Source organism: Paraburkholderia nodosa, assembly GCF_001718195.1.
GTDB classification, from domain to species: domain Bacteria; phylum Pseudomonadota; class Gammaproteobacteria; order Burkholderiales; family Burkholderiaceae; genus Paraburkholderia; species Paraburkholderia nodosa_A.
Genome location: NZ_MCNV01000002.1, coordinates 459,424 through 482,021, shown reverse-complemented (window position 1 = coordinate 482,021; position 22,598 = coordinate 459,424). Strand labels below are relative to the sequence as shown.

The 22,598-nt window shown below is 61.9% G+C and carries 23 protein-coding genes and 3 pseudogenes; 5 read left to right on the top strand and 21 right to left on the bottom strand.

What is annotated here, in order from left to right:
* Nucleotides 1–100: 100 nt before the first annotated feature.
* The 5 genes from BFD71_RS05475 to BFD71_RS05455 all read right to left on the bottom strand — a co-directional run bounded on the left by BFD71_RS05475 (nucleotide 101) and on the right by BFD71_RS05455 (nucleotide 6,038).
* Nucleotides 101–610, bottom strand: a complete 510-nt coding sequence (locus BFD71_RS05475) for a DUF3304 domain-containing protein (protein WP_069262251.1) — start codon at nucleotides 608–610, stop codon at nucleotides 101–103.
* A 275-nt stretch (nucleotides 611–885) separates the two neighbouring features.
* Nucleotides 886–2,220 carry a DUF4123 domain-containing protein gene (locus BFD71_RS05470; protein ID WP_069262250.1) on the bottom strand — a complete coding sequence of 445 codons (1,335 nt, stop codon included), beginning with the start codon at nucleotides 2,218–2,220 and terminating at the stop codon, nucleotides 886–888.
* Between the two features lie 25 nt (nucleotides 2,221–2,245).
* Nucleotides 2,246–4,594, bottom strand: coding sequence for a type VI secretion system Vgr family protein (locus BFD71_RS05465; protein ID WP_083245069.1), 2,349 nt, complete (start codon nucleotides 4,592–4,594; stop codon nucleotides 2,246–2,248).
* A gap of 362 nt (nucleotides 4,595–4,956) precedes the next feature.
* Nucleotides 4,957–5,730 carry a PP2C family protein-serine/threonine phosphatase gene (locus tag BFD71_RS05460; protein ID WP_069262249.1) on the bottom strand — a complete coding sequence of 258 codons (774 nt, stop codon included), beginning with the start codon at nucleotides 5,728–5,730 and terminating at the stop codon, nucleotides 4,957–4,959.
* 14 nt (nucleotides 5,731–5,744) lie between these two features.
* Nucleotides 5,745–6,038 carry a hypothetical protein gene (locus BFD71_RS05455; RefSeq protein WP_069262248.1) on the bottom strand — a complete coding sequence of 98 codons (294 nt, stop codon included), beginning with the start codon at nucleotides 6,036–6,038 and terminating at the stop codon, nucleotides 5,745–5,747.
* 476 nt (nucleotides 6,039–6,514) lie between these two features.
* Here BFD71_RS05455 and BFD71_RS05450 point away from each other — a divergent pair, with 476 nt between their 5' ends.
* Both BFD71_RS05450 and BFD71_RS05445 read left to right on the top strand, forming a co-directional pair.
* On the top strand, nucleotides 6,515–6,982 hold the full coding sequence (locus BFD71_RS05450; protein WP_069262247.1) for a lecithin retinol acyltransferase family protein: 468 nt from the start codon (nucleotides 6,515–6,517) through the stop codon (nucleotides 6,980–6,982).
* A 61-nt stretch (nucleotides 6,983–7,043) separates the two neighbouring features.
* Entirely contained in the window at nucleotides 7,044–7,286 is a 243-nt protein-coding gene (locus BFD71_RS05445; RefSeq protein WP_069262246.1) for a hypothetical protein, read from the top strand.
* A 2-nt stretch (nucleotides 7,287–7,288) separates the two neighbouring features.
* Here the strand turns inward: BFD71_RS05445 and BFD71_RS05440 are convergent, their stop codons facing one another.
* From BFD71_RS05440 to BFD71_RS05430, 3 genes are all read right to left on the bottom strand, one after another.
* Nucleotides 7,289–7,504, bottom strand: a complete 216-nt coding sequence (locus tag BFD71_RS05440) for a hypothetical protein (protein WP_069262245.1) — start codon at nucleotides 7,502–7,504, stop codon at nucleotides 7,289–7,291.
* Nucleotides 7,505–7,631: 127 nt separating this feature from the next.
* Nucleotides 7,632–7,904: a hypothetical protein gene (locus BFD71_RS05435; RefSeq protein WP_042267637.1), complete on the bottom strand. Its 273-nt coding sequence runs from the start codon at nucleotides 7,902–7,904 to the stop codon at nucleotides 7,632–7,634.
* Nucleotides 7,905–8,000: 96 nt separating this feature from the next.
* On the bottom strand, nucleotides 8,001–8,273 hold the full coding sequence (locus tag BFD71_RS05430; RefSeq protein WP_069262244.1) for a hypothetical protein: 273 nt from the start codon (nucleotides 8,271–8,273) through the stop codon (nucleotides 8,001–8,003).
* Nucleotides 8,274–8,802: 529 nt separating this feature from the next.
* Here BFD71_RS05430 and BFD71_RS05425 point away from each other — a divergent pair.
* Nucleotides 8,803–10,902 carry a serine/threonine protein kinase gene (locus BFD71_RS05425; protein ID WP_069262243.1) on the top strand — a complete coding sequence of 700 codons (2,100 nt, stop codon included), beginning with the start codon at nucleotides 8,803–8,805 and terminating at the stop codon, nucleotides 10,900–10,902.
* Nucleotides 10,903–11,073: 171 nt separating this feature from the next.
* On the opposite strand, the gene BFD71_RS05420 is transcribed toward BFD71_RS05425, so the two are convergent.
* The 9 genes and pseudogenes from BFD71_RS05420 to BFD71_RS05400 form a co-directional block, all read right to left on the bottom strand.
* Nucleotides 11,074–11,769: a phosphatase PAP2 family protein gene (locus BFD71_RS05420; protein WP_069262242.1), complete on the bottom strand. Its 696-nt coding sequence runs from the start codon at nucleotides 11,767–11,769 to the stop codon at nucleotides 11,074–11,076.
* 255 nt (nucleotides 11,770–12,024) lie between these two features.
* Entirely contained in the window at nucleotides 12,025–12,426 is a 402-nt protein-coding gene (locus BFD71_RS42795; RefSeq protein ID WP_083245068.1) for a DUF1488 family protein, read from the bottom strand.
* Nucleotides 12,427–12,575: 149 nt separating this feature from the next.
* Complete coding sequence (locus BFD71_RS05415) at nucleotides 12,576–13,073, bottom strand: hypothetical protein (RefSeq protein ID WP_141710577.1); 498 nt, start codon at nucleotides 13,071–13,073, stop codon at nucleotides 12,576–12,578.
* 518 nt (nucleotides 13,074–13,591) lie between these two features.
* Nucleotides 13,592–15,235, bottom strand: a pseudogene (locus tag BFD71_RS05410) (phospholipase C); the annotation flags it as partial.
* A complete protein-coding gene (locus tag BFD71_RS40320; protein ID WP_256094496.1) occupies nucleotides 15,217–15,516 on the bottom strand; it encodes a pentapeptide repeat-containing protein in 300 nt (99 codons plus the stop codon). The pseudogene BFD71_RS05410 and the gene BFD71_RS40320, both read right to left, overlap by 19 nt.
* A 4-nt stretch (nucleotides 15,517–15,520) precedes the next feature.
* Nucleotides 15,521–16,447, bottom strand: coding sequence for a pyridoxal-phosphate dependent enzyme (locus tag BFD71_RS05405; RefSeq protein ID WP_069262240.1), 927 nt, complete (start codon nucleotides 16,445–16,447; stop codon nucleotides 15,521–15,523).
* A gap of 116 nt (nucleotides 16,448–16,563) precedes the next feature.
* Nucleotides 16,564–16,701: pseudogene (locus BFD71_RS38920) on the bottom strand (AraC family transcriptional regulator); the annotation flags it as partial.
* Between the two features lie 42 nt (nucleotides 16,702–16,743).
* Nucleotides 16,744–16,917, bottom strand: a complete 174-nt coding sequence (locus BFD71_RS41315) for a hypothetical protein (RefSeq protein WP_176732829.1) — start codon at nucleotides 16,915–16,917, stop codon at nucleotides 16,744–16,746.
* Between the two features lie 442 nt (nucleotides 16,918–17,359).
* A complete protein-coding gene (locus BFD71_RS05400) occupies nucleotides 17,360–17,626 on the bottom strand; it encodes a hypothetical protein (protein WP_069262239.1) in 267 nt (88 codons plus the stop codon).
* 121 nt (nucleotides 17,627–17,747) lie between these two features.
* Between BFD71_RS05400 and BFD71_RS05395 the strand changes: the two genes are divergently transcribed.
* The gene (locus BFD71_RS05395; RefSeq protein ID WP_069262238.1) at nucleotides 17,748–18,278 is read left to right on the top strand and encodes an isochorismatase family protein; all 531 of its coding nucleotides are present in this window, start codon (nucleotides 17,748–17,750) and stop codon (nucleotides 18,276–18,278) included.
* Nucleotides 18,279–18,297: 19 nt separating this feature from the next.
* On the opposite strand, the gene BFD71_RS41310 is transcribed toward BFD71_RS05395, so the two are convergent.
* The 3 genes from BFD71_RS41310 to BFD71_RS05385 form a co-directional block, all read right to left on the bottom strand.
* Nucleotides 18,298–18,438, bottom strand: coding sequence for a hypothetical protein (locus BFD71_RS41310; protein WP_176732828.1), 141 nt, complete (start codon nucleotides 18,436–18,438; stop codon nucleotides 18,298–18,300).
* Nucleotides 18,435–19,664, bottom strand: coding sequence for an MFS transporter (locus BFD71_RS05390; RefSeq protein WP_069262237.1), 1,230 nt, complete (start codon nucleotides 19,662–19,664; stop codon nucleotides 18,435–18,437). Before BFD71_RS05390 ends, BFD71_RS41310 begins: the two co-directional genes overlap by 4 nt.
* 112 nt (nucleotides 19,665–19,776) lie before the next feature.
* Nucleotides 19,777–20,697 (bottom strand): LysR substrate-binding domain-containing protein, encoded by a 921-nt coding sequence (locus tag BFD71_RS05385; protein ID WP_069262236.1) that lies wholly within the window; start codon nucleotides 20,695–20,697, stop codon nucleotides 19,777–19,779.
* A 95-nt stretch (nucleotides 20,698–20,792) separates the two neighbouring features.
* Between BFD71_RS05385 and BFD71_RS42025 the strand changes: the two are divergent.
* Nucleotides 20,793–21,728: pseudogene (locus tag BFD71_RS42025) on the top strand (alpha/beta hydrolase family protein); the annotation flags it as partial.
* On the opposite strand, the gene BFD71_RS38915 reads toward BFD71_RS42025, so the two are convergent.
* The gene (locus tag BFD71_RS38915; RefSeq protein WP_083245066.1) at nucleotides 21,650–22,588 is read right to left on the bottom strand and encodes a DMT family transporter; all 939 of its coding nucleotides are present in this window, start codon (nucleotides 22,586–22,588) and stop codon (nucleotides 21,650–21,652) included. The pseudogene BFD71_RS42025 and the gene BFD71_RS38915 sit on opposite strands and share 79 nt — an antisense overlap.
* Nucleotides 22,589–22,598: the final 10 nt, after the last annotated feature.

The following is a 22,598-nucleotide window of genomic DNA, read 5'->3' as shown; positions in this document are numbered from 1 at the left end:
GTGGTGCAGGTCATGAATTCTTCCGCATGCAGCTGCGTGGCGGTCTTCAACGACTTAAAAAAATGCATCGGATTGTCGGTTATCCAGTCCTGCATTGCCGTTATTCCCCAATGTGGCGCATTACACGCGGCCCGACGAAAAAGAGTCTGTCCATGCGAGGGTTCGAAGGTCCGAAATCACCATCCCCGGGAAGGACCTCCGCCTCGACTTCATGATTGGGAAAGAAGCGTACAAGTAGTACGCTTTGGTCTCGCGTATCCGTGGGCATCCTTCCTTTCACCACGATGTCGCGACTGTATGTCTTCCACGCTGACCTGTCTTCTTGGCGCCCGCCGACGCGCCACACCACCTTGATCATCTGCCCCACACCAGGGATCAGCGAGCAGCATTCACGTCCACCTTTGCCGCCTCGCGAAAACTCCGAAACCTGAATACCTCCCATTCCGGTGTCTTTCCCCGAAGCCGTTTGAATCCAGAAGTCGTGGATATAGTCCTCTGTATAGTTAGTACTCCATGCCGACGCATCGACGTAGCCACTCGGGTGACCGATGGCGCAGCCGGCGAGTATGCTCAACGTCACGACGAGAAATCCACCTATCAGCTGTCTCATTGCTCGTGTTCCCTTTGTTCGATGACTACCGCCACATACCGTTAAGAGACCTTCTTCATCAATCTTCGGCTACTACTTCCAACAATTGAAGTCGGGGTCAGACATGCGCTGCTTCTCGCACCAGATTGTGAATGCAGTAGACATGCATCCTGTGAGTGATGTAGCCATAAGAAAAATGACCAAAAGTCGAAATGTTCCTTTCAAATTTCGCTCTATCTTTATCTAACGTCGCAGACGTGTTTCCGCTCGACGTCGTACTTGACGTTGGAGCTTCTTCACCACTGCCAAGCGGCCCCCTTCGGTTCATCAGCATGCATGCTCACGTAGATTCGCCAGTTGCGCGCAAACCTCACGACCGCTGTCCCTTCTCCATCGGCACGGGGCAGCTCCCCAGTCACCACAACCTCATCCGATGACGCTCCCGTTGGCCCGATCCACTTCACAGTGACAGGGGTGCCCGGAACCGGCACCCGCGCGGATGCGATTTCAATTGCCGCAGCCTCAAACCCTCTATCGTCAACGTCGCCCAGCATCGCGCTGCACGGATAGCTTTCACTGGATGACAGCAGTTCGATCTTTCGCCTGGGGATATCGGTGTCGTTCAAGATTTGGACGCGCACGAACGTGTAACCGCGCCCCATAATTTCTGTGTGGTAATCCTGTGCTGCGACTTCCGCGGCACGCAGGCGGGCGGACTCCGCCACCTCCCGCCAAACCGTTTGGCCCACTGCCATGTAGGCATCGATCAGCGTTTGCCCGCCGTCCGGAAAGCGCGTGAGGACAGCCTGCAGCGCAGGATGCTCATCGTACTGTCGTCCATACAACAGGCCCGATGCGGCGTACACACCCTGATCGACCTTGCCGGTCAGGCCATACTCGAATGCACGTTCAACGAGAGGCGTGATCCGCTGAAATTGCTCATTGGCGTCAAGCGAGTTGTCGAGCACGTCGGGACGGGCGCGTTTAAGCCATGCCAGCACCTGAGCGGGAGCGCCAACGCGGTAAATTTTCTCTTCCACATTTTCTGAGATGGGGAAAACGTCCCACGCCGTGGGGATCGGCAGATTCTCGCCGGGCAGTTCGACCAGTACGCCATGGAAATCCAGACACCACCATGCGACGCACGGGCCAAACATGTACCGCCGGATGTCGTCAGGCAGCGTCCGATACAGAACCGGCAGGTAAGACGGCTGATGAAAGAAGAACCACGATTCCTGGTCGTCCGATTCAAGCCGTGCGTGCAGCAGCGTCTGCAGGTGGTCGACGAGTGGTTCAACCTCATGCGTGACCCACAACCACGACACGAGCCGGCTATCGCGTCTGGCCAGCCCCAGAAGCACGCGGATCAGGCGCAACGGTTCAACGCCTTGCGGCTCGGGACATAAAACCAGCACGGGCCCCGTCTCCGACAGGTTGTCGAGACCGGTGTTAGCGTACAGCGATACGCGCGGCATCGTCTCAATGACGTCGGACAAGGCATACGGCCTGTCATCAGACATCGAGGCGAAATCGATCAGCGCATAAAGTTGCAGACGCGGATGAATCGCTTTGTACGCGGCGTACTGGGTTCGAAAACGTTCCAGCACAGGTTCAATTTCTGTAAGTGGCATACCGGATCAGTCGGTGGCAACAGAATTACATGCGTGCGAAAGGCATACCGGCGCGACTCGCGCGCTGCGCGCATTCCGTCTCAGCGGGTACGGGCAACACAGGCAGATCGCCAGCGAGGCTGGCTGGGCCCTGCCGGCTGAAGGCGGCCGATTTGATCTTCCGGTTACCCCGCGTGCCATCTTCAATGCCTGCGGACGAAATCCGGACATAGGACCCGCCGCATTTGAGGAGAAGCTCGCTTTTCGCTTCAATTGTGATCCGACCATTGGCACTGGTCATCCACATGTCCTTGTCCGACGTCAGGTGCATCTCATCGCTTTGTGCCTGAACCTCGACTTTGCCGCGCGCGGCATAGAGTTTCAGCCCAAACTTGCGCGCGAAAATCGACACGAGCTCACCGGCTGCGACCGTAAAGCGCTTCAAGACGCCGATATCGGCGTTCCCACCAGCGGTCGCAATCAGATGGTTGTCCGCACTCAGCTGGAGATCCGTCCCGGAAGCCAGTCCCATCCCGTCAGGTGCGCTCACAAGAACGCCGGCGCTCTTCAGGTCCCTGAGCGTTCCATTGAGCAGCTCGCGCTGACGCTCGTAGTCTGCTGCCACCGCTTGCGCCGCGATCGCAGCCTGACCGAGCGCCTGCATCTGCTGAAGGGCCTGCTCCAGTAATGCCTGAGCGGGTTGCATGTCCAGTTGCGTGCCCTGGGCAGCAGGTTGCGCGTGCGCCGAGATCAGGACGCCTTTAGCTCCTCGCACAGCGACGTGCTCGTCCGTACGCAACTCCGCACCTTTTCCCCGCTCCTTGCGACTGCCGTCGACCATATGCCCAAGATTGAGCTCGCTAGTCTGAAACGGCGTCGTCAGGTGAATATGCTCGACGCCTTCCTTGTCCTCCATGCGCATCTCATTCTGCGCAGCCGTGCGAATGAGATTGCGCGTATTGTTGAGATTGTTGACGAGATCCGGATGCAGGCTGTCATGCAGCGCTCCGATGATGATGGGCCGGTTTGGATCCGCGGCCGTAAATTCGAGCGCGACCTCCGCGGAATCGATCAACGGGAAGTGGTGACCGTAGTTGTCGCCGCTGTAGGGCTTGGCAAAGCGCACCGGCCGGCTCGTGCCACCCGGGCTCCACTCATCGAGATCGAACGGCAGCTTGATGACGTACCAGCCTTCTTCCGTCAGATAGGCATATTTGTAGTTTCCGGGTGACGTAATCCGGGCCGGCAGAATGCCCTTGATTTCCGGTTTCGGGATCGTGTCCATGGATGTTCGCCAGACCCGATCCGAAGGAATCCCCTCGAACGTCACGCGGTACGACTTGTTGCGCCCACCGTGCGAGCGTACCGACGTGATGAAGATCCCGTGTTTCGCATCGACCTGAACCGGGTCGACCAGCACGACCTCCCCGGCTTCCAGCCAGAACGGATTGCCGGTGCCGATGAACGTCACCTGACCCGCGAGGTGAGCCTCGTGCCGCAGACGGGCAATGCGCCGGCCTTCCTCCGGCGTCTCGTAGTGCTCGCCCCAGTGATAGTCGACGGCGTTGGTGGTCTTGTCGCCACGCGCCGTGTTCTCCTCGACCAGCAGCGAGACGTCGGCCTGGCGATGGTTGTAGTCGTGCAGGCGCACGGATTGTGGCACGCGCCGGGTACGCCGCCGCAGCGACTTGATCGAGTCGGCACCCACGCTCTCGAGGCCCGAATCACGACGATGCGGCACCGTACGCTGCTTGCGCGCGTACGCATCCAGATCGTCGCCGAACACCATCACCGCGTAATCCTTTTTCTGCTCCCACCGAAACCAGATGCCTTCTTCCGCACAGATGCGCTGGATAAACGCGAACGTCGTCTCGTGGTACTGGGTGATGTACTCGTGCCGCTTGTATGTACCGCGCAGGTTGAACCTGAAATCGACACCGGCCCGGTAACCGTAGTGCCGCAGCGTGTCGGTAATGATCTCTTCGACCGACTGCTTCTGGAACAGCCGGCTTGTCCTGCCACGGTTCAGGTCCGCCATCGCAGGCTCGAGCCTGACGCGGTAGCGCGTCTCGTCGGCGGAGGTCTCGTGCTCATCGAACTTCGTGATGATGCCGTGGACGGCCTGTGCGGGCGGCTTCTTGCTGAACTTTTCAGCGTTCTCGCCAAACATGCGTTGCAGGTGGCCCATGTTCGGGTCGACCGGATCGATGATGAACCGGGCTGGACGCCCGAGTACCTGATCCATCGGAATACCCGCTATCGGGCTTGTGAATTCAATCTCGTACTCGTAGAGCTGGCTGAGCCGGTCATGGCCCGCGAACTTCACTATCGAGAACGGCGCCGGATGGGGCGCCAGCTTCAATTCATAAGCCTGTAACGGCATGAGCCACGACATCGAAAACCTCCCGGATACGTCGCGAAAAAGGCGTTGGGACGCAAGAAGTACACTGAACGGAGCTGGCCAGCAATGCTCAATCGCCCGATCTTTGACCGGGCTCCCAGGAACAGCCAGATAAATCGTCAAGGATTGCCAGGTACAGGGGGGCTGTGCGAACCGTTCGCCGGTGTTCGCGCTGGCTCGCACGCCATCCGCGCGAGCCGGACGGAGGTCTGGCCGCGTGCGAACTGCAAAGTGCAAAGAGCCTCTGGGCGCGATGACCGCGGCAAAGAAAGGAGGTGCGGCCCCACACAGGGGCGACGCTGGGGTACCGAAGCGGAAACAAGGAAAGGCCAAAAACCAAAAACAAAAACAAAAAACTAACGCCCGACAGCAGGATTAACGAGCGTCCGATCCGACGCAGCCGGATCATCCACCCTCACAACGACAGCGGTAATGTTATCCCGCCCCCCAGCCTGCAAGGCCATTTCAACAAGCAAATCAGTGGCATGCTGGCAATCCCCAGCCTCGAGCGCCCGCACCATCTCGGGAACTTGCACTTCATTGCTCAGGCCGTCGCTACACAGCAAAAAGAGGTCTCCGTCGCGCACGACGATGCGGCCTTCGTCCAGATCAAGCCAGTCTGCCGCACCGACGGCCCGTGTTATCAAATGCTGCGATGGATGGTGGCGCGCCGCTTCGGCGCTCAAATGCCCCTGCGCCTGTAGCTCCGCCACGTAACTATGGTCGGTCGTGAGCGCTTCGAACTGTGCATCACGGTACAGATAGATGCGGCTGTCGCCCGCCCATAGCCAGCCAAACTCGCGCCCCTTCGCCATCAGCACGGCAACGGTGCTGCCTATCATGCGAACCCCGCGCCGCGCGGCTTCTTCGCGCAGCTGGTGGTTCACTGTTTGCAGCGTGCCGCGCGCCGTGGCCGAGAAACTGGTGAGGGTGTTGGATATGGCAAGCGCCCCAAGCGCGCGCACAATCATGCCGCTGGCCAGATCGCCCGCCGTGTGCCCGCCCATGCCGTCGGCCACTGCCCACAAGCCCCGTTGGGGCTGATCGAGACATGCATCCTCATTGAGCGCCCGCACACGGCCTACGTCCGTGCGCGATGCCGAGCTCCATAACAATCCGCCTGTCACGATCGAGCCTCCATAGGCTACGCGACGAGTCCGTTATTCCTGCCGTTCTGGCCCACGTTTACCGCAACGTTCGAGTTCGACGCCGAATTGGTCACATCGAGCGTCTGGTACTGATTGACGACCTGATTCGCGTAGAACGTGTTGTTGGTCTGATAGAGGTTGATGATCGGACCGAGCGGCGAAGGCTGCGCGGGCTCGTAAGGCTGTATCCAGCCGAATACCCACGGCGCGCCCGCGCCCCGGATAAACGACATGGCCTTGCGGTCGAGATCGCATTGCAGATGAAGGTCGGTGATGGCGAGCGAGGTCATGACAGGTCTCCGTCAAGATGATAGCCGCAGGTCCGCGGCGTTCCGACCATACCTTGCAAGCAGCATGCCATTTTTCGGCGAAACGCGGCGCTCGCGCGCCATCTCCCCGTGAGGCTTGCCCCATATGACATCGCACTCACGGAGCGCGGTCCGCGCGTGCCCGCGTCTCGTGCGGTCGCGGTGCGATGGTCGTGCGCTCGCCAACACGTTGCGTGCCTGTCGTCATCAGGACTCCGACACATACACAGTGCCGCTTCCTGAGCCGGATTGGCGGCGACCCGATGGTTCGACGCCGACACAATCGAAGCACACGAGTTGGTGCAACGCCGACACACGAGCGCCTCCAGCGCGCACAGTATCCCGCTCCGCCTTATAGAACCGTGATCGGCCGCCTGGCATATCTGATGCAGGGTAGTTGGCAACCGGCAAACGTCGAGCAGCACAGGAAGCCGGCAACCCGCCAGACGGATGCAGCCATGAGCCCCGACCTTCAACCGACGATGCACGCAGACGAACCGCCGCTCGGCGCGCATCTCGTATCGCGTCGCGCGGGCTACAGCCATCACGGCATCTATGTCGGCGGTGGGCGGGTCGTTCATTACGCCGGCTTGTGCGTATCGCTGCATCGCGGTCCGATCGAAGAGGTCACGCTCGAACGTTTCGCCGCCGGCTACGAAGTCGCCGTTGTCGCGCATCCGTGCGCAGCTTTCGTGGGCCGCGAAGCCGTCGCGCGGGCGCGCTCGCGTCTCGGCGAAGACCGCTATCGACTGCTCAGCAACAACTGCGAACACTTCTGCACCTGGTGCGTGGACGGCAAGGGCCGCAGCGACCAGGTCCGCACCTGCATTGCCCATCCGCTGGCCGGCTTGCGCGCGGTGCGCGCGCTGGTTCACGCGCGCCGCGTGCAGGCCAGCCGCGAAACGTACGTCGCGCACGCGGTGTAAGCGCCATATCCAGTCGAGACCAATACGACACGTATCGCCGCTACTTGCATCGGAGATCACCATGAATTCCGCCGAAACCTCGCTGCGCACTCTCGTCGACAAGTGGCTTGCACCCAACGCGCGCGTGCCGGCCCGTGTAGTACGTTTCAGCCGCACGCACGAGCAACGGCTGCGCTATGTTTGCGTCGAGGCAGTCCATCCCGCGCGCACGATTGCAATCTTCTTCTTCCGTCACGACGACGGCACGTGGTGCGTATTTCCGCCTGCCAGCACGCGTCCGGCGATGACCGCACGCGCTGCGTGAACTCAACGCAGCAGCGTCGGGCGGGGCCGCGCCGCGGGGACGGTTGCCGGCCCTCGCTGCGCGGGCGAGCCTTCGATCTCCACACGTACGCCGATAAACGGCCGCGGCACGAGTAGCGTGCGCTGCGAAGCGACGCGGGCGCCGCCCACGATCGCGGCCATTGCCTGCCTGTCCAGTTCCACGCTTTCCGGAAGGTCCTTGATGACGATAATGCTCATGGTCTGCTCCACGATAGCGGATTGGGCTCGAGGGGTGTCGTTCGAGTATAGGCGGTGGCGCGCGGCGCACGTAAACAAGCAGGCGGCGCCTCACGGCGCCGTCTACATTTTCCCTTCGCGGCAGCGGCTAGAACGTCACGCCGGTGTTCGCGTATTGCGAGGGATTGACCTTGAGATTCAGCGGCCCGAAGCCAGCGCCGATATAACCGATGTTATTGAGCGCGGCGACGTCGACCACCTGAACCTGGGAGATGTTCTGCACGATGTTGGGCGAGACGGTGATGTTGGCAATCGAGCCATAGCCACCGTAAGAGCTGCCGTTGCCGCCGCGTACGGCTGTCATGGCGCGGCGGTCGAGTGCCGTTCCGGGAGCCAGCTCGCGGATAACGAGGGAACTCATGATGAGCCTCCAGTTGCTGATGAATAGGGCGGGTGGACCCGGGCGGGCGCGGCACGCGAATGAACGCAGCGTGCGGCCGCGCCGCCGGCGGGACGATCAGAAGTTGATCGTGTTGTGGGCGGTCTGCACCGGGTTGACCGTCGCGTGAATGTTCTGCGCGAAGGCGACGTCGTTGCCCACGTTGTTCTCGATGGTGTTCGTCTGGCCGATCAACTGCTGGGCGGTGAAGTTCGTCGTGTCGTACTTGAACGACGGCGCCGGGTAGTAGCCGGGCCAGAGGCTCAGGCCGCCACCGCCGCGAACGGCGCTCATTGCTTTGCGGTCGAGTTCTTGCGCGACGCTCAAGTCGGCGATCATCAGCTTGCTCATGACAGTTCTCCAGAAGGGCAGTACGGTGTAGTTGGCGATTGAGCTGCAGTATCTTGCGGGCTCGCTCCTCCTGATGCACAGGCTGTGCCAGCGGCTTCGCGCCAGCCTCACGAACCGCTCGACGCCTTGTGCGACAGGGCTTTGCGGCAAGCCAGCCGGTGTGTGCGGGACAGGTGGCGGCACTTGCGCGCGAAAACGCTGATGGTGGAAGCCCAACAGCGCTGGGCGCGCTCGTTGGATTCGCTGCAACACGTGCGAGCCAAAGGCCTGGTTCAGGCACCGATTGCACTGCGCCGTGCCGCAGATTAATCTCTCATCAGACCTTGTTGCATGGTTGCAGGCGCGCGCCGGCTGAGATCACGGTGCGCGCAGGTCCGGCGGCGACTCTGTATGCTTTAAAGATGACGAGACCGCGCTGCAGCGGACTCGACGGGGATCGCGGCAGCAGCTACACGCGGCGCGATCGTGCGCCGGGAACGTGTGACGCAAAGCGCCTCGGCCATCCTGAAGCTGAGTTGAAGGCATACGAATGATGAGCCTTGCGCAGCTGATCCAGACATTCCAGAGCGGGGCGCTCTCACGCGAGGCGTTCTTCGCCGAGATCGACCACGTGCTCGCGGTCGACGCGGCCAATTGCGCTCGCCTGCGCGAAGCGGTGGACGCGACGCAAACGGTCCATCCGCTGCCCGATGCCGTGTATGCCGAGGTCCTGCGCCGCATCGAACATCGCCAGGACAACGCGGCGGCCGTCGACGACTCCACTCGCATTCACGAAGCCCTGGCCGCTGCGCGTAGCGCCACCACAGGCGACGATGCGGACCACGTGAAGGGAATCGGCGATACGCTCAATGGTCGCTTCGTGCTCGAAGAATGTCTGGGTGTGGGTGGCATGGGCACCGTATACAAGGCGCTCGATTTGCGCAAGCTGGAAGCTTCGGATCGCAAGCCTTATATCGCGATCAAGGTGCTGAACGTGCAGTTCCGCGGCCAGCCGACTTCGCTGATCGCATTGCAGCGTGAAGCCCGCAAGGCGCAGACGCTCGCGCACCGCAATATCGTCACGGTGTACGACTTCGACCGCGACGGGCCGCTCGTCTACCTCACGATGGAATATCTCTCGGGCAAGCCGCTCAGCAAGCTGCTGCGCGCGCCGGGTTTCGCGGGCATGCCATTCGAAAAGGCGCGGCCCATCATTGCCGGGATGGGGCAGGCGTTGGCCTACGCGCACGAGCGCGGCTTCGTGCATTGCGACTTCAAGCCCGCCAATGTTTTCCTCACCGACGGCGGCGATGTGAAAGTGATCGACTTCGGCATTGCGCGTGTGTTCCAGCGGCCCGAAGAAGATCCCGACGTCACTGTGTTCGATCCCGCGACGCTCGGCGGCATCACGCCCGCCTATGCGAGTCCGGAGATGTTCGAGCATCGGGAGCCGGACCCGCGCGACGATGTCTATGCGCTCGCCTGTGTGACCTATGAACTGTTGACTGGCAAGCACCCGTTCAATCGCAAATCGGCCACGCAGGCACGCAGCGACAAGATGCGCGCTGAGCGAGCGCCTGGCCTCGATCGCGGCCAGTGGCGCACCTTGAGCGCGGCGCTTTCGTTTGACCGCGCCTCGCGCACCGCGAGCGTCAATCAGTTTCTCCAGGGCATGGGCGTGCTCAAGCATGCACCGGCGTTCCCGGGCGCGCGGGTTGGCGCCATTGGCGTGGGGGCGGTCGTCGTCGCTGCGGGGTTATGGGTAGGATATCGCGTGCTTTCGGGACATGGGCAAACGGGCGCGAGGCCCTCGATGGCCGCTATGGCGCCCGCTGGCGCGACGAAGGCGGCCTCGGAGGCGCCGGCCTCGCCGGTGCTTGGCGCAGCGCCAGCCGCGGTTGTGGCGAGCATGCCTGCCGCGAGCGGGGTTGCAGTGGTTCCCGCATCGAGTGCGCCGGTGGCCGACGCGGCGTCGATCGCCGCGCTGAACACGACGCTCGCGCGCATTCCGTGCTCGGCGCTTGCGGCGTCGCTGCCCGAGCACGTGGTCCAGGTGCGAGGCTTTGCCAACACGGGCGAGAACATGGCGCACGTTCACGACGCGCTCGCGCAAACGCCCGGAGGGCTAGCCGCGAAACTCGACGTGACCGCGGTGGAGAACCACAACTGTGAAGTCGTGAGCGCGTTCGCGCCATATTGGCGCGCCAATCATCTGGCTGGCGGCGGCGCGACGATCCATACCCGGCCACTCGACGCACGTCTGACGCAGGGCATGCCGCTCATCGTCGATATCACCACGCCGCATTACGAGTCATACGTCAACGTGGATTATTTCGCGCTCGACGGCAGTGTCGTCCATCTGGTTCCCAGCAATGTCGAGCGCGACAATCAGGCGCCGCCCGGCTTCTCGGCGACGGTCGGGGGATCGGGATACTGGCTCGTGGACAAGCCGTTCGGCACGGAGATGATCGTTCTGCTGATCACGCCGGCACCGTTGTTCGATGGGCTGCGTCCGGCTTCGGAGTCTCGCTCGGCTTACCTCGCGGCAGTGGGGCAGCAGTTGAAACAGATGGAAGCACACTACGGCGAAGGGCGTATCGTTGCCGATTTCGTGCAGATCACGACGCACGCGCGCAGTGATGCACAGTAGTGCGAACTAGTTCACCGCGAGGGTCGTCATTCCCCCGTGATTGATTTCATCGCACCGAACGCCCAGCAGATGCGTTGCCATCGAGACGATGCCTGTTGCCATCACCATCGCGGAAGCGGTGGGCGGAAAAGCCGGCAGCCAGGATTGGCGTGGACTCGACGTCGGCATCTGTCATGTCGCTGTGTGCCATACCGAATGGGCGAGGCGCAGAAGATCGTCGAACTGTGTGACCAGTTCGAAACAGAGCAGAAAACCGACCGCCGCGACCGGCCCAGGGTAGCGCATGACGTAGCGCATGAAGGGTTTGACCGTGCGCCGTCTCACGGCTCTGCGCGTCATGATCCAGGTGATCACGATGCCGATGAAGGCACCGACGAGCAGATCCGTCGGGTAGTGATAACCCAGGTACGCACGCGGAAAGCAGACAAATGCCGCGACAGACAGGAACGCAAGAATGCCGATGCCTCTCCAGACGAGGAAGATCCCCATTGCCACTGCCGTCCACAGCATCGCGTGATCGCTCGGAAAGGAACTCCAGTGCATCAGCCCGGCAAGCTGTACGGGCGACGAGGCGAAATGCAGATTCAGCCCCGGTGTGAATAGCGGCCGCTCCCTGTACGGCAGAATGCGCGCAAGCAGGCGCCCCACCGCGAGTGCAATCAGGCCGCTCGCCAGCGTGGCGAGTACGATCTCGCGGCGCCAGCCGCGCCGCTCGTGTGGCTGGAACCAGATCCACCACAACAACGGGATCAACAGATAGCCCTTGAACGTGTAGAAGTCGGCAATTACCCCAATGGCGTAATTGACCTGTTGAGGAAGCTGGAGTTGAGTGAGGGCTCCCAGAATGACGGTATCGAAGCTGTTCATTATTGTGGCCATCCCGCTGATGAATTCGTGAGAAGGGCGGTCTCGAACAGAATCCTCAACCGCCTCCGTGCCACATACGCAAGGCATTTTTCATGTTCTTTTCAAGCCAGCGCACACGGTGAAAGCAGTTCGCAGCGGCGAGCTGCTGCGATGCAATCTCATACGTGCGCATATAGCGTGCCTTGGATCACACTGCAGTGCGTCAAGGACCCGGCGGCATTCGTATTCAAGGAAATCAGATCGCAGTGCGCGCCCTCACGTCAACGCACTTCCAGCTTCTAGAGGGTCCATGTCTGACGGTAGGCATGCGCTCGTGATTGCCATCTCGTCGCGTCGGGCAGCTTCCAGGAATTCGCCGTTGTGCCTGATGTCGGCTTCGTTCGTTTCTGGCCTGTATAAGCAGTCTCGCAAGAAAAGCTGGCAGCGTCCAGCGTAGATCCGATGGGGAAGAATTTGTCTTGTGATTGATTCGATCTCCTTTCTATGTGTTGCGAAGGCCGCTAACAGGCCGGCGCGGCCCGAGCGCGCACGAAAATAGTCTTCCAGGGCCTCCGGAGATATTTCGCACATGACCCAAGTGCCGTCGACGACGGCGCGATACCGGATCGTGCCACTCGCGTGGTAGAAGGCTTCTTCATCTGGGAATTGTATAAACACGGTCGCATACCTCTTTGACTGCCGGACCTGCCCTCAGCAACTGGTGTTCCTCGCACGTCTGATGAAGCGCTGAAAGCCTGCATCACGAGTTCGCCGTTTGAATCGAAATCAATTCTCAGTTCGTTCACAGCAAATAATCCCGGACGATGCTAGTTACCCTGATCGGACGACGCGCTGCTGCTGTGGGGAGGCGATAACGGTCCGTAGCGAAGGTGTTGCGCCACCGACATGGGCACCTTGGGCGAGAACATGCCGACGATCGTGAGCGCATAAACGATCGCCGCGACGCCCGCCACAACGCGTACGGGGCGGGCGATCGCTGAATTGCCGAGGCCGATGTTGAGGTAGAACCAGATGCCGAGCAGCGCGAGCAGCAGCAGGCGCGGCATGGGCTTCCAGCCGTCGCGCCCGACTTCGGAGATAGACCAGACGAGTGCCGCGACGAGCGTGAAGAAGACGCTCCAGACGCCCGCCGAGCGGCTTCGCACCATGAGGGTACCCGAGCCGATCAGTGCGAGGCCGGTGACGACGTAGTAGGGCGTGGAACCCATTGCGACGAGCCACCCGCCAAGCACAGCGAAGGCGGCGCCCACCAGTACCAGGACCTCCCCCGTCTCGGCAGGAGAGGCCTCGTGTCGGTTCGACATAGAAGAGCCCCCGCTCATGCAAATGTCAGGCATCGCGTCGCGCAACGCCAATCGCCGTCAGGGTCTCTGTGGGCCATCCGGCAATCGGCATACACGGCAACGTGCTTCGCTTGTGTTGCAATCGCCGTACCTTCCCGAGCATCAGAAAATTTGCAAGGGTCTGTGTAAAGGCGAGGCGTTATTCATTCGATACATAGCGCCACGTTTTTATCTCGGGCTGTGACCGAAGCCACAATCAGACATAGCGCTGATGGCGCGCTGGGGCGCTTGCATGGTAACCAGAAAATGAAGGAGAGACAGATTTGGATTCCAAATCAACCATATGAACTATCGAGAGGCTGAAAACTGAGGGAACGAAGCGACGCGACACGTTGACATATCTACAAGAAGTCAGTGTAGAAATGGCGCGTACTGCATCGTTTACCCTTGCATTGAATCGAAATCAAAACTGGAATGGTGAGAGCTTTCGAACTCCGCGCTGTCTGGCGCCAGACCTTCGCAGGCCGGTCGACTGGCAGCCCCGTCGGCGGGTCGAGAAACAGCTTGCGCTGCGCGATGTCTTCGTAGCGGCGGCCGAAGTCGAACATGCCCATGATGCTGCCGGCCTTGCTGTCGAACGACCCCCCGCCGATACGTTCTCCGTCGAGCCAGTTGTCTTCGATGAAGCGAACGACCGACGACTGGTCGATCAACGTATGGTCGACGTAATTCTCTTTCGCCCAGGGCGAAATGACGAGAAACGGAATGCGTGCACCCGGGCCGCAGCGGCCGTTCACGGGTTTGCCGTTCACGCCGTCCTGCGCGGAGCCGGTACCGCATTTTCCCTGACCGTTGAGGTGATCGGCGAACGAATCGTATGACGCGCTCGTCGGCGATGCGTACGCGTGGTCGTACCAGCCATCCGAGTCATCCCACGTCACGACGATGGCGGTGCTGGTCCAGTCCGGCTGGCGCTGCAGAAAGTTGACGACCTTCGCGACGAACGCCTGTTCGTCGAGTGGATCCGAATAGCCCGCGTGACCGTCCTGGAAGGCGGGAGCCTTGAGGAAACTCACGGCCGGAAAGTTCCCGGCGCTCACCGCGCCAAAGAAGTCGTCGGAATCGTACTGATGATTGGCGGGGTCCGGGGTCCGGCCATCACGTTCCAGGGTATGCCCGATCGCCTCGATCGAACTCGGGCGCAAATGTTTCGGGTTCGACGTTGACGCGTAGTACTGGAACCAGTTGTGGTGTGGAACGTAGTCCTCCTTGGCAGCACCGACGACTGCCGATAGCGTGCTGCGCCTGCACGCGGTCGTGCCATTGCTGTTCACGGTCTCGAGGTTGAAGCCGCCCATGAAGCCGCCCCACGAAATATTGCGGGCGTTCAGGAGGTCGCCGATGTTTCGGCCCGTCATCATGACGGTGTCGCGCTGGCTCGAGCATTGGTCGAAGGCGGGATCGACGTCGTCGATCAGCGTGAAGCCGCCCTGTCCGTCGTTCACGTAGTAGGAGCCCGGGACCGAAGGCTTTTTCGTCGTCAGCACGGGCCTCACGCCGTTGGTTTGACCCGAGACCACCTCCAGCGCGCCTGGCGTCGACGGGCCATAAGTCGACGACCAGGCATTGTCGCTCATCGCGAATCGCTGCGCGTAATTCCATAGTGCGGTGACCGTGTTGCCGTCGTAATAGCCCATGACCTCGCCATTGTTTCCGGAATCGCCGTCCCGGTCGCTCTTACCTTTGCCCGTGTACTTCGGGAACAGATCGACGGCGCCGTTGTCGTAGGCTTGCTGTTCTGCCGCATAGGCGTGATCCTGGTCGGCGGTCGCAGCTTGCGTACGGTCGATGCGGAACGGGTTCGCTGCGCCCGCGCCATTGGCCGGATTCGTGGCATTCGGATTTCTGGAGAGGAGGGGTCCAGAGAGGCCGTTCACCGCGGGCGTACCGGGCAGTGCGTTGAACGCCGGTTCGTCTGAAGGATTTGCCGCATGCGGATAGGTGGCAAAGTAGTGATCAAACGAGACATTCTCTCCATAGATCACGACCAGGTGCTTGATCGGAGTGGCAGTATGAAGGTCGTTCGGCCGATTCATGTGCTGGTCGTCATTTGCACCCCATGCAATGTGTAATGAGAATGCCGCGGCTATGAGCAAACCAAGCGCTAGATGACGCCAGTGCATGTCGAGCTCCTGTAAGTTGCGTTCCTCGTAGCGCAATGGGAGTTCCCGGCTGACGTTGCCGTGGCGATCGCAAGCGAGGGCCAGCTCGCGCTGGCCCTCGCCGGGTTACAACACGCGCAGGCCGCGAGATGCTGGAGCACATTGGAGAGTCGAAAGCCGCTTAGGTCTACAGACCGTAGGTCCGCGCCATCAAGGCGGCTGTTGCGTAACTGTGCGTTGCGCAGGCTGCCGCTTCGAACACGGCGCCGCGAAGATCCGATCGTTTCCGCCGCTGCGGGCACCAGGTCATCGGCTATCTGCCTCGCTTGCCCACGCGCGTATCTGATCGATGGTGGCCGTCGCGCCGCCGCATACGACAACCAGAATATTCCGGTATTTGGCCAACGCGGGATGCCTCTCGTAGGCGACGGACAGCGCTGCGCCGCAGGCCGGCTCAACCAGAATGCGGTGATCCGCAAGAAAGCGCTCGCAGGCAGCGAGTGCGCTGGAGTCCGATACGACGATACTGTGGACAGGGTGCTCGCGCACGCAGCGCAAGGCCTGCTCGCACACCCGCTTGGCGCCGAGCGAAGTGGCGACGCTGGAGATACAGGGCAATGCCACCGTATGACCCGCCTCGACAGCGGCATGAAGCGAAGCGGCGCCATCGGTTTCGACGGCCAACACCGGCACGTCGTGCCAATGATTGCGCTGGAGGCCTTCCACGACGCCACAAAGCAGGCCGCCGCCGCCAACGGAAAGCACGATGGCATCGGGTTTGAAGCGGGCCTGGGCAACTTCATCGATCATCGAGGCATGGCCGTGCCACAGCAGTGGATCGTCGAAGGGATGCAGAAACGCGTCCGTCGCGCCCAGCAAGGTCAGCGCGAACTGGTTGGCCTCTTGCCAGGAACTGCCGTGCACCACGACCTCTGCAGCTTCCAGGCGGAGCAACTCCCTGGCGCGTTCCGTCGTCGTTTCCGGCACCACGACAAGCACGGGAATGCCCAGGCGCCGGCCCGCATAAGCCACGGCAAGACCCGCATTTCCCCCGGACGACGATACGAAACGCTGCGCGCCACGGCTTTGGTGAACGGCGCAAGCGTGGCCGATGCCCCGGATCTTGAACGATCCACATGGCTGCAAGGCGTCGAGCTTGAGCCACACGGATTGTTCACCAGGGACGCTCAGGGCGCGCGACTCCACCAACGGGGTTTCAAAGTGCAGATGCATTGCAATGGGCTTCCAGGATTGCGATCGGACCAACCGTTCTTCTGCTGATCCTAGAGAGGAAGAGAGAGTCTGGCTTGTAAGATATTGACGCGTGAGGCGAGCGAAGGCCCATCGGCTCAGTATGCAGACGGGGCCACGCCAAACGCGTGACGGAACGCCCTGTTGAAATGACTTTGATCGTAAAACCCGACGCCTTGGGCACGCTCGTGAGGCGAAAGTCGCGAGTTTTGCCGGTCCTGGTTTTGCCGTGTGAGGCGCCGTCAGTCTGCACACACCCGTGACTCGCCCGTGTATGGCTACGTCGACCGGTCGCGATTGCGCGCGCGCGTGGCGCCCGTGATCACCGCGACGCCGAGCAGTATCACCGCCACAATCTCGATGATGTGCACCGCAACATGCAGCGCCATCAATGCCCACGCCACGCCGCCAATGAAAATGATCCATCCGATCAGATAGATGAGCAGAGTCATCGTTCTTCTCCTTGTGGTTTCGGCCTGGGTGCAGTGCGAACAACGCCATTGGCGAAAGAGCGGTCCCCCGCCTTTCACCAGGCGAAAAAGGTCGAAGCACATTGCGCGCCTGACTTCGCCATGGCGCGCGGAGCAGCTGGCGCTGATAAATCGATCCGCATTATAAGGATGCCGAACGGATTTGATCATGCAGGACGCGCATGCGGTAGCCGAACGCACGCAAGGCGTAGCGTCACCCGCGCCGTCGCTTCGTGCGTTGTTGTGCTCCGCGCTGACAGCGCAGGATGGTGTGCCGATAAGGTTTGCTAACCAACCATACCGGCAGTCTTGATAAACGGACGGACGCGGACGGCAAGTCGCGCCTCAGAAGCCTGTTGCTTCCAGCAGGCTTTTATCCGGGCAACGACAGCAGACCGTTTGGCAGGAACGGCGCGCGGGCTAGTTAGTGCCCATGCGCCTCGCGGAAACCGGCGTCCTTTTCGAGTCGGCGGCCGTGGCTACCGACGTGGAATCCCGCTGAGATCACAAACAGGACTCCGGCGAAAGGCCAGATATAGATTGCCAGCGAGAAGCAAACCCAAATCGCTTCTTGTGGCGGATACGCCTGGAGTGCCCAGACAAGACAGGCAACTGGCAACAGCATCAGACACACCGCCGACCGGGTGAGAAAGGTGGCGGCTTTTGCTTTCTTTAGCGTCTCTGCTTGCATGCCTGGCTCCATAGGGAATGGCATTGGGACATAGAGTCGCACGGTGACCATTTGTCGCATACTTAGTAATATCCCTGACAGGTGCCATTTTCCGCACTGCAATCTCCGAAAAGGATGCGTGATGCTGCATAGCGTTTCCGAATCGATCGTAGTTCTTATCGACTTGCAAATGAGACTGATGCCGGCGATTCACGACGGCGAATCCGTTGTCGCTCAAGCCATTCGGCTTGGGCGGATTGCTCGGGGTCTCGATGTTCCGGTCATCGGGACAGAACAGAATCCGGGCGCGCTCGGCGAAAACTCGCAGGAAATAAAGGACCTGTGCGCGAGAACTGTTGCAAAGCACCATTTCGACGCCACCGCCGATGGTCTGTTTGAAGCGCTGCCCGAAGGGCGAACCCGAGCGATCGTCGCGGGATGCGAGGCGCATGTCTGCGTATTGCAGACAGCGATGGGTTTGCTGCAGTGCGGTCTATCGGTCACTGTCGTTACTGACGCGACAGGCTCGCGGAAAGTCGCCGACAAAGAGACGGCCATTGCGCGGCTGAACAAAGCGGGCGCTGAAGTGGCGACGGTCGAGATGGTCGCGTTCGAATGGCTGCGCTCGTGCCAGCACCCGCGCTTTCGCGACATACTGCAGTTGATCAAGTAAGCGGCTACCAGCGGCGCGCTCATCTGCAAAACGCGGCGCCGGTGAGCAAGGCAAGCATCGTCGAAGGCGCGAGATACTCGACGAACGTCCAGACAATAAGCGTTACGAACGAAACGGCCAGCATGACCTGCATGATGCGCCAGGCCACGACCTCACTCACGAAGGCTGGCCGGTGATCATGGTGCGCTGCGCGACCCGCTCGTCGTCGATCGGCAAGTGCATCAATCCCGCGATGACGCCAAGCGCAATCGAGCCCTGCCAGAGCAGGCCGTAGCTATGCGTCGCGTCGAACACCACGCCGCCCAGCCAGACGCCGAAGAAACTCCCGATCTGATGCCCGAGAAATACGAAGCCGAAGAGCGTCGAGATATAGCGCACGCCGAACATCTGCGAAACGATCCCGCTCGTCAGCGGCACGGTGCCGAGCCACATGAAGCCCATCGCGAACGCGAACACGTAAAGCGTGAGGGGCGATAGGGGCAAGGCGAGGAACAGCGCCATTACGCCCGCCCGTGCGAAGTAGATCGCCGAGAGCAGATACTTGCGCCGCAGAAACCCCCCTGCGTAACCGCAGAGAAACGTGCCTGCCGTGTTCGCCAGCGCAATCAGCGCGAGCGCCAGGCTCGCTTCGCGCGCGCTCATGCCCTTGTCGAGCAAATACGCCGGCAGGTGCGCGCCGATGAACGCAAGCTGGAAGCCACACGACAAAAAGCCCAGATTGAGCAGCCAGAAGCCGCGATGCGCGAACGCCTTTCCGAGCGCTCGGCGCAGGGTGTCGTGCGTATCGATCGCGCCGCTACGCTGCAGCGGCCGATCGCGCAGCCATGCCGCGAGCGGCGCGCTGGCGAGCATCATGGCGGCGAGCACGAGAATGGCCGTGACCCAGCCGAACCTGCCGATCATCCCTTGAGTGAGCGGCACGATGCAGAACTGGCCCACGCCGCCGAACATACCCGCCACGCTCAGCGCCCAGCTGCGCTGGTCGGCTGCAAAGAGCCGCGAGAGCGCGCCATAGACGGCGCCGAAAGCCGTTCCGGACAATGCCACGCCGAGCACCACGCCGACGCCAAACGTGTAGACGCCAGGCGTCGCGCTCAATGCCATCATCGCGAGGCCGAGCGCGTAGAGCAGGGCGCCCGCGAAGATCACACGTGCGGAGCCGAAGCGGTCGGAGATCATGCCCGTGAGCGGCTGTGCAACGCCCCACAGCAGGTTTTGCAACGCAAGCGCGAGGCCGAACGTCTCGCGCGACCAGCCGCGCTCGAGCGTGACAGGCAACAGAAAAAGCCCTTGCACGTTGCGCACGCCGAGCGCCGCACCCATCACGACGCCACCTGCGATCACGAGCAGCCAGCGGCGGCGCCATGCATCGTCCATCCCGGTCATCGTTCGCCTCCTCGCACTGGGCGCTTCGCTGTTGCGCAGCGTGGTGCCTAGTAGAGCGCGGGAAAGCGGGCTGGCTCAAGTGAGTTTTCGGCACGCTTCGCATGCGTGCCGCTCATGCGACATGGTTTTGGCGAGCCTGATCGACGATCCAGTCGATGACGGCGCGCACGTCGTCGCGCGGCGCTTCGTCGGCCTGATGCAGCCAGTAGGCATAGCCAGTCGGACCCTCGGCGCGCGCATTGCCGATGGCGGCGAGCCTGCCGTCGGCAAGCAGCGGTTGCACGAGGGCAAGGCGCCCGAGCGCGATACCGCGGCCGGCGGTGGCGGCCTGAATGACCTGGTCGTACTGGTTAAAACGCAGCACGCCGCGAAGCGGAGCGCCGTCAAGGCCGCGCGCGCCCAGATGATCCGCCCAGCGCAGCATCGGGCGGCGTACGCCCTCGAATTCGAGCAGCACGTGGCGCGCGAGCGTGGCCGCGTCGAGCTTCTTCACGTTCAACGAAGGATGCGCGACCGGCAATACGTATTCGTCGTACAGATGCACAGCGCGATTGGCTGCCTCCGGCGCGATGCGGGCCGGCGCGTAGCGCAGGGCGAGATCGATGCCTTCTGCGCGCAGATCGAGCACCTTCTCTGAGGTCGCAAGGCGCAGATCGATATCGGGAAGCTGGCGTTGCAACTCGCCGATGCGCGGCAGCAGCCACAGTCCTGCAATGCCGATGCTGGCGGTGATCGTCACCGGCTGACGTGCTTGGGGCGCGGCCAGCGCGCCGACGATTTCCTGCATCTGCTGCACCGCGCCGTCCGCAACGCGCAGCAGGCGCTCGCCCTCCGCTGTGAGCGCGATCGAACGATAGCCGCGGCTGAAGAGGCGCACGCCTAGCGCTTCTTCGAGCGCGGCGATCTGGCGGCTCACGGCGGATTGCGTCACGCACAGGTCGTCGGCGGCGAGCGTGATGCTCATGCGCCGGCCCACCGCGACGAAACCGCGAATGAGGTCGAGAGGAGGGAGTTTCACGAGCGGCACTGACATGCATTTTCCTCATGCGAAAGCTGCGCAAAGATTGATTGATGCAGCGGGCAAGGTCAAGTGAAATCGATACTCCGGATTCTTCAGGGAGCACGCTCATGGATTCAGCCGATCCAGCCGAGGCACGTCCCATCGCTGTCGCCATCACTGCTGCCGATGGCTTTACGCTTCGCGCATATGTGTGGCGTCGTCACGCGCTGCCGAACGCGGACGCGTCGCGTCCGGTGGTCATCGTCAATTCGGCGACGTCGGTGCGCTGCCACTACTATTTCCGCTTTGGCGCATGGCTGCACCAGCAGGGTTTCGACGTGCTGGTCTACGACTACCGTGGCATTGGCGGCTCGCAGCCCGTCGCGCTCGCCACACTCGATGCGAGCTGGCTGGAATGGGGAGAGCGCGATTTCGAAGCGGTGCTGCGCTACGCAAGAAGCCTGTTCCCTGGGCAGCCGATCGATGTCGTGGGGCATAGCATTGGCGGCTTCCTGATCGGGCTCGCGCCGTCGAATCATCTCATTCGACGCGTCTTCACCGTCGGCACGCAATACGCGTATTGGCGAGATTACGCGCCGCGCAGCATGCCGCTCATGCTCTGGAAATGGCATGTCGTGATGCCGGTTTTGACCGGCCTGATGGGCTATTTCCCCGCATCGTGGTTCGGATGGATGGAGGACACGCCGCGCGGCGTCGCGAGGATATGGAGCCGGGGCCGCGCCCGCTTTGAAGACACGCTCGGCGATGGGGCGCTCGCACGCACGCCCGAGCAGCGCACGGACATCGTCGCTCGTTTCGGCAACATGCGTGCGCCGATTCTCGCCGTGAGCTTCCACGACGATCCGTTCGGCACGATTCGCGCGATCGAACGCGCGCTGTGTTATTTCACACAGAGCCTGTCGACGCATGTACGCATCGCGCCCGCGTCAATTGGCGAGCGCAGCATCGGACATTTCGCGTTTTTTCACTCGCGATTCGAGCGCAGCCTGTGGCCGCTCGCGCGGGATTGGCTGGCCGATGGCAGCGTCATCGCGATGACTCCGGCAACGACGCACCCGAGCCCCAGCCACGCCGAGGTCGAAAGCGATTCACCGAGCCAAGCAATGCCGATCGCCACGCCGATCGGCACGCGCAAATAGGCCTGCGCCGTCGTGCCGACCGAGCCGAGCGTCTGGACGAGCCGGAAGTAGATGACGAACGCGATTGCCGTGGAAAAGACGGCGAGTGCGATCAGCGCTGCGATCGATTGCAACGACGGATGAAGCGTCCACGGGCGGTCTAAGGCCAGGCTCACGGGGACCAGCAGTATCGCACCGACGATGAGAGACCCCGCAGCGGGTGCGACCGGCGAGAGTCCCTTGAACGAACGGCCGTAGATCGCCGCACCGGCGTAGCAAACCGTCGCGGCGACGATCGCCAGTTGTGCAACGAGTTGCTGGCCGAGTCCTTCGAATGCACTCACGCCGACCACGAGGCATATGCCAGCGAGACCCGCGGCGACGCCGAACAGCTTGCGCGCGTTGACCGGTTCGTGGCGGGTAATCAGCCACGTGCCGAGGAACGCCATGACAGGCGAGGTCGAGTTGAGGATGGTCGCCAGACCGGCTTCCACCGAACGCTCGGCCCATGCGATCAAGGTAAAGGGAATCACGCTATTGAGCAGCGCCTGCACGGCGAAGCGACGCCACACGGCCGGGTCTCGCGGTACCGGAATGCGCTTCCACAGCATCCAGAACAGAAGGAGCGTTCCGGCAATCGACGTTCTCGCGGCGATGAGCGTCAACGGCGGTATGGTCGTCACGCCGACTCGAATGAACGTATAGGACGCGCCCCACAGCGTGGAAAGTGCGAGGAGCAAAAGCAGGTCGAGTCCGGCCGATTTGCTCGCGGTCGATGTTTGCATGCTGGGCGGT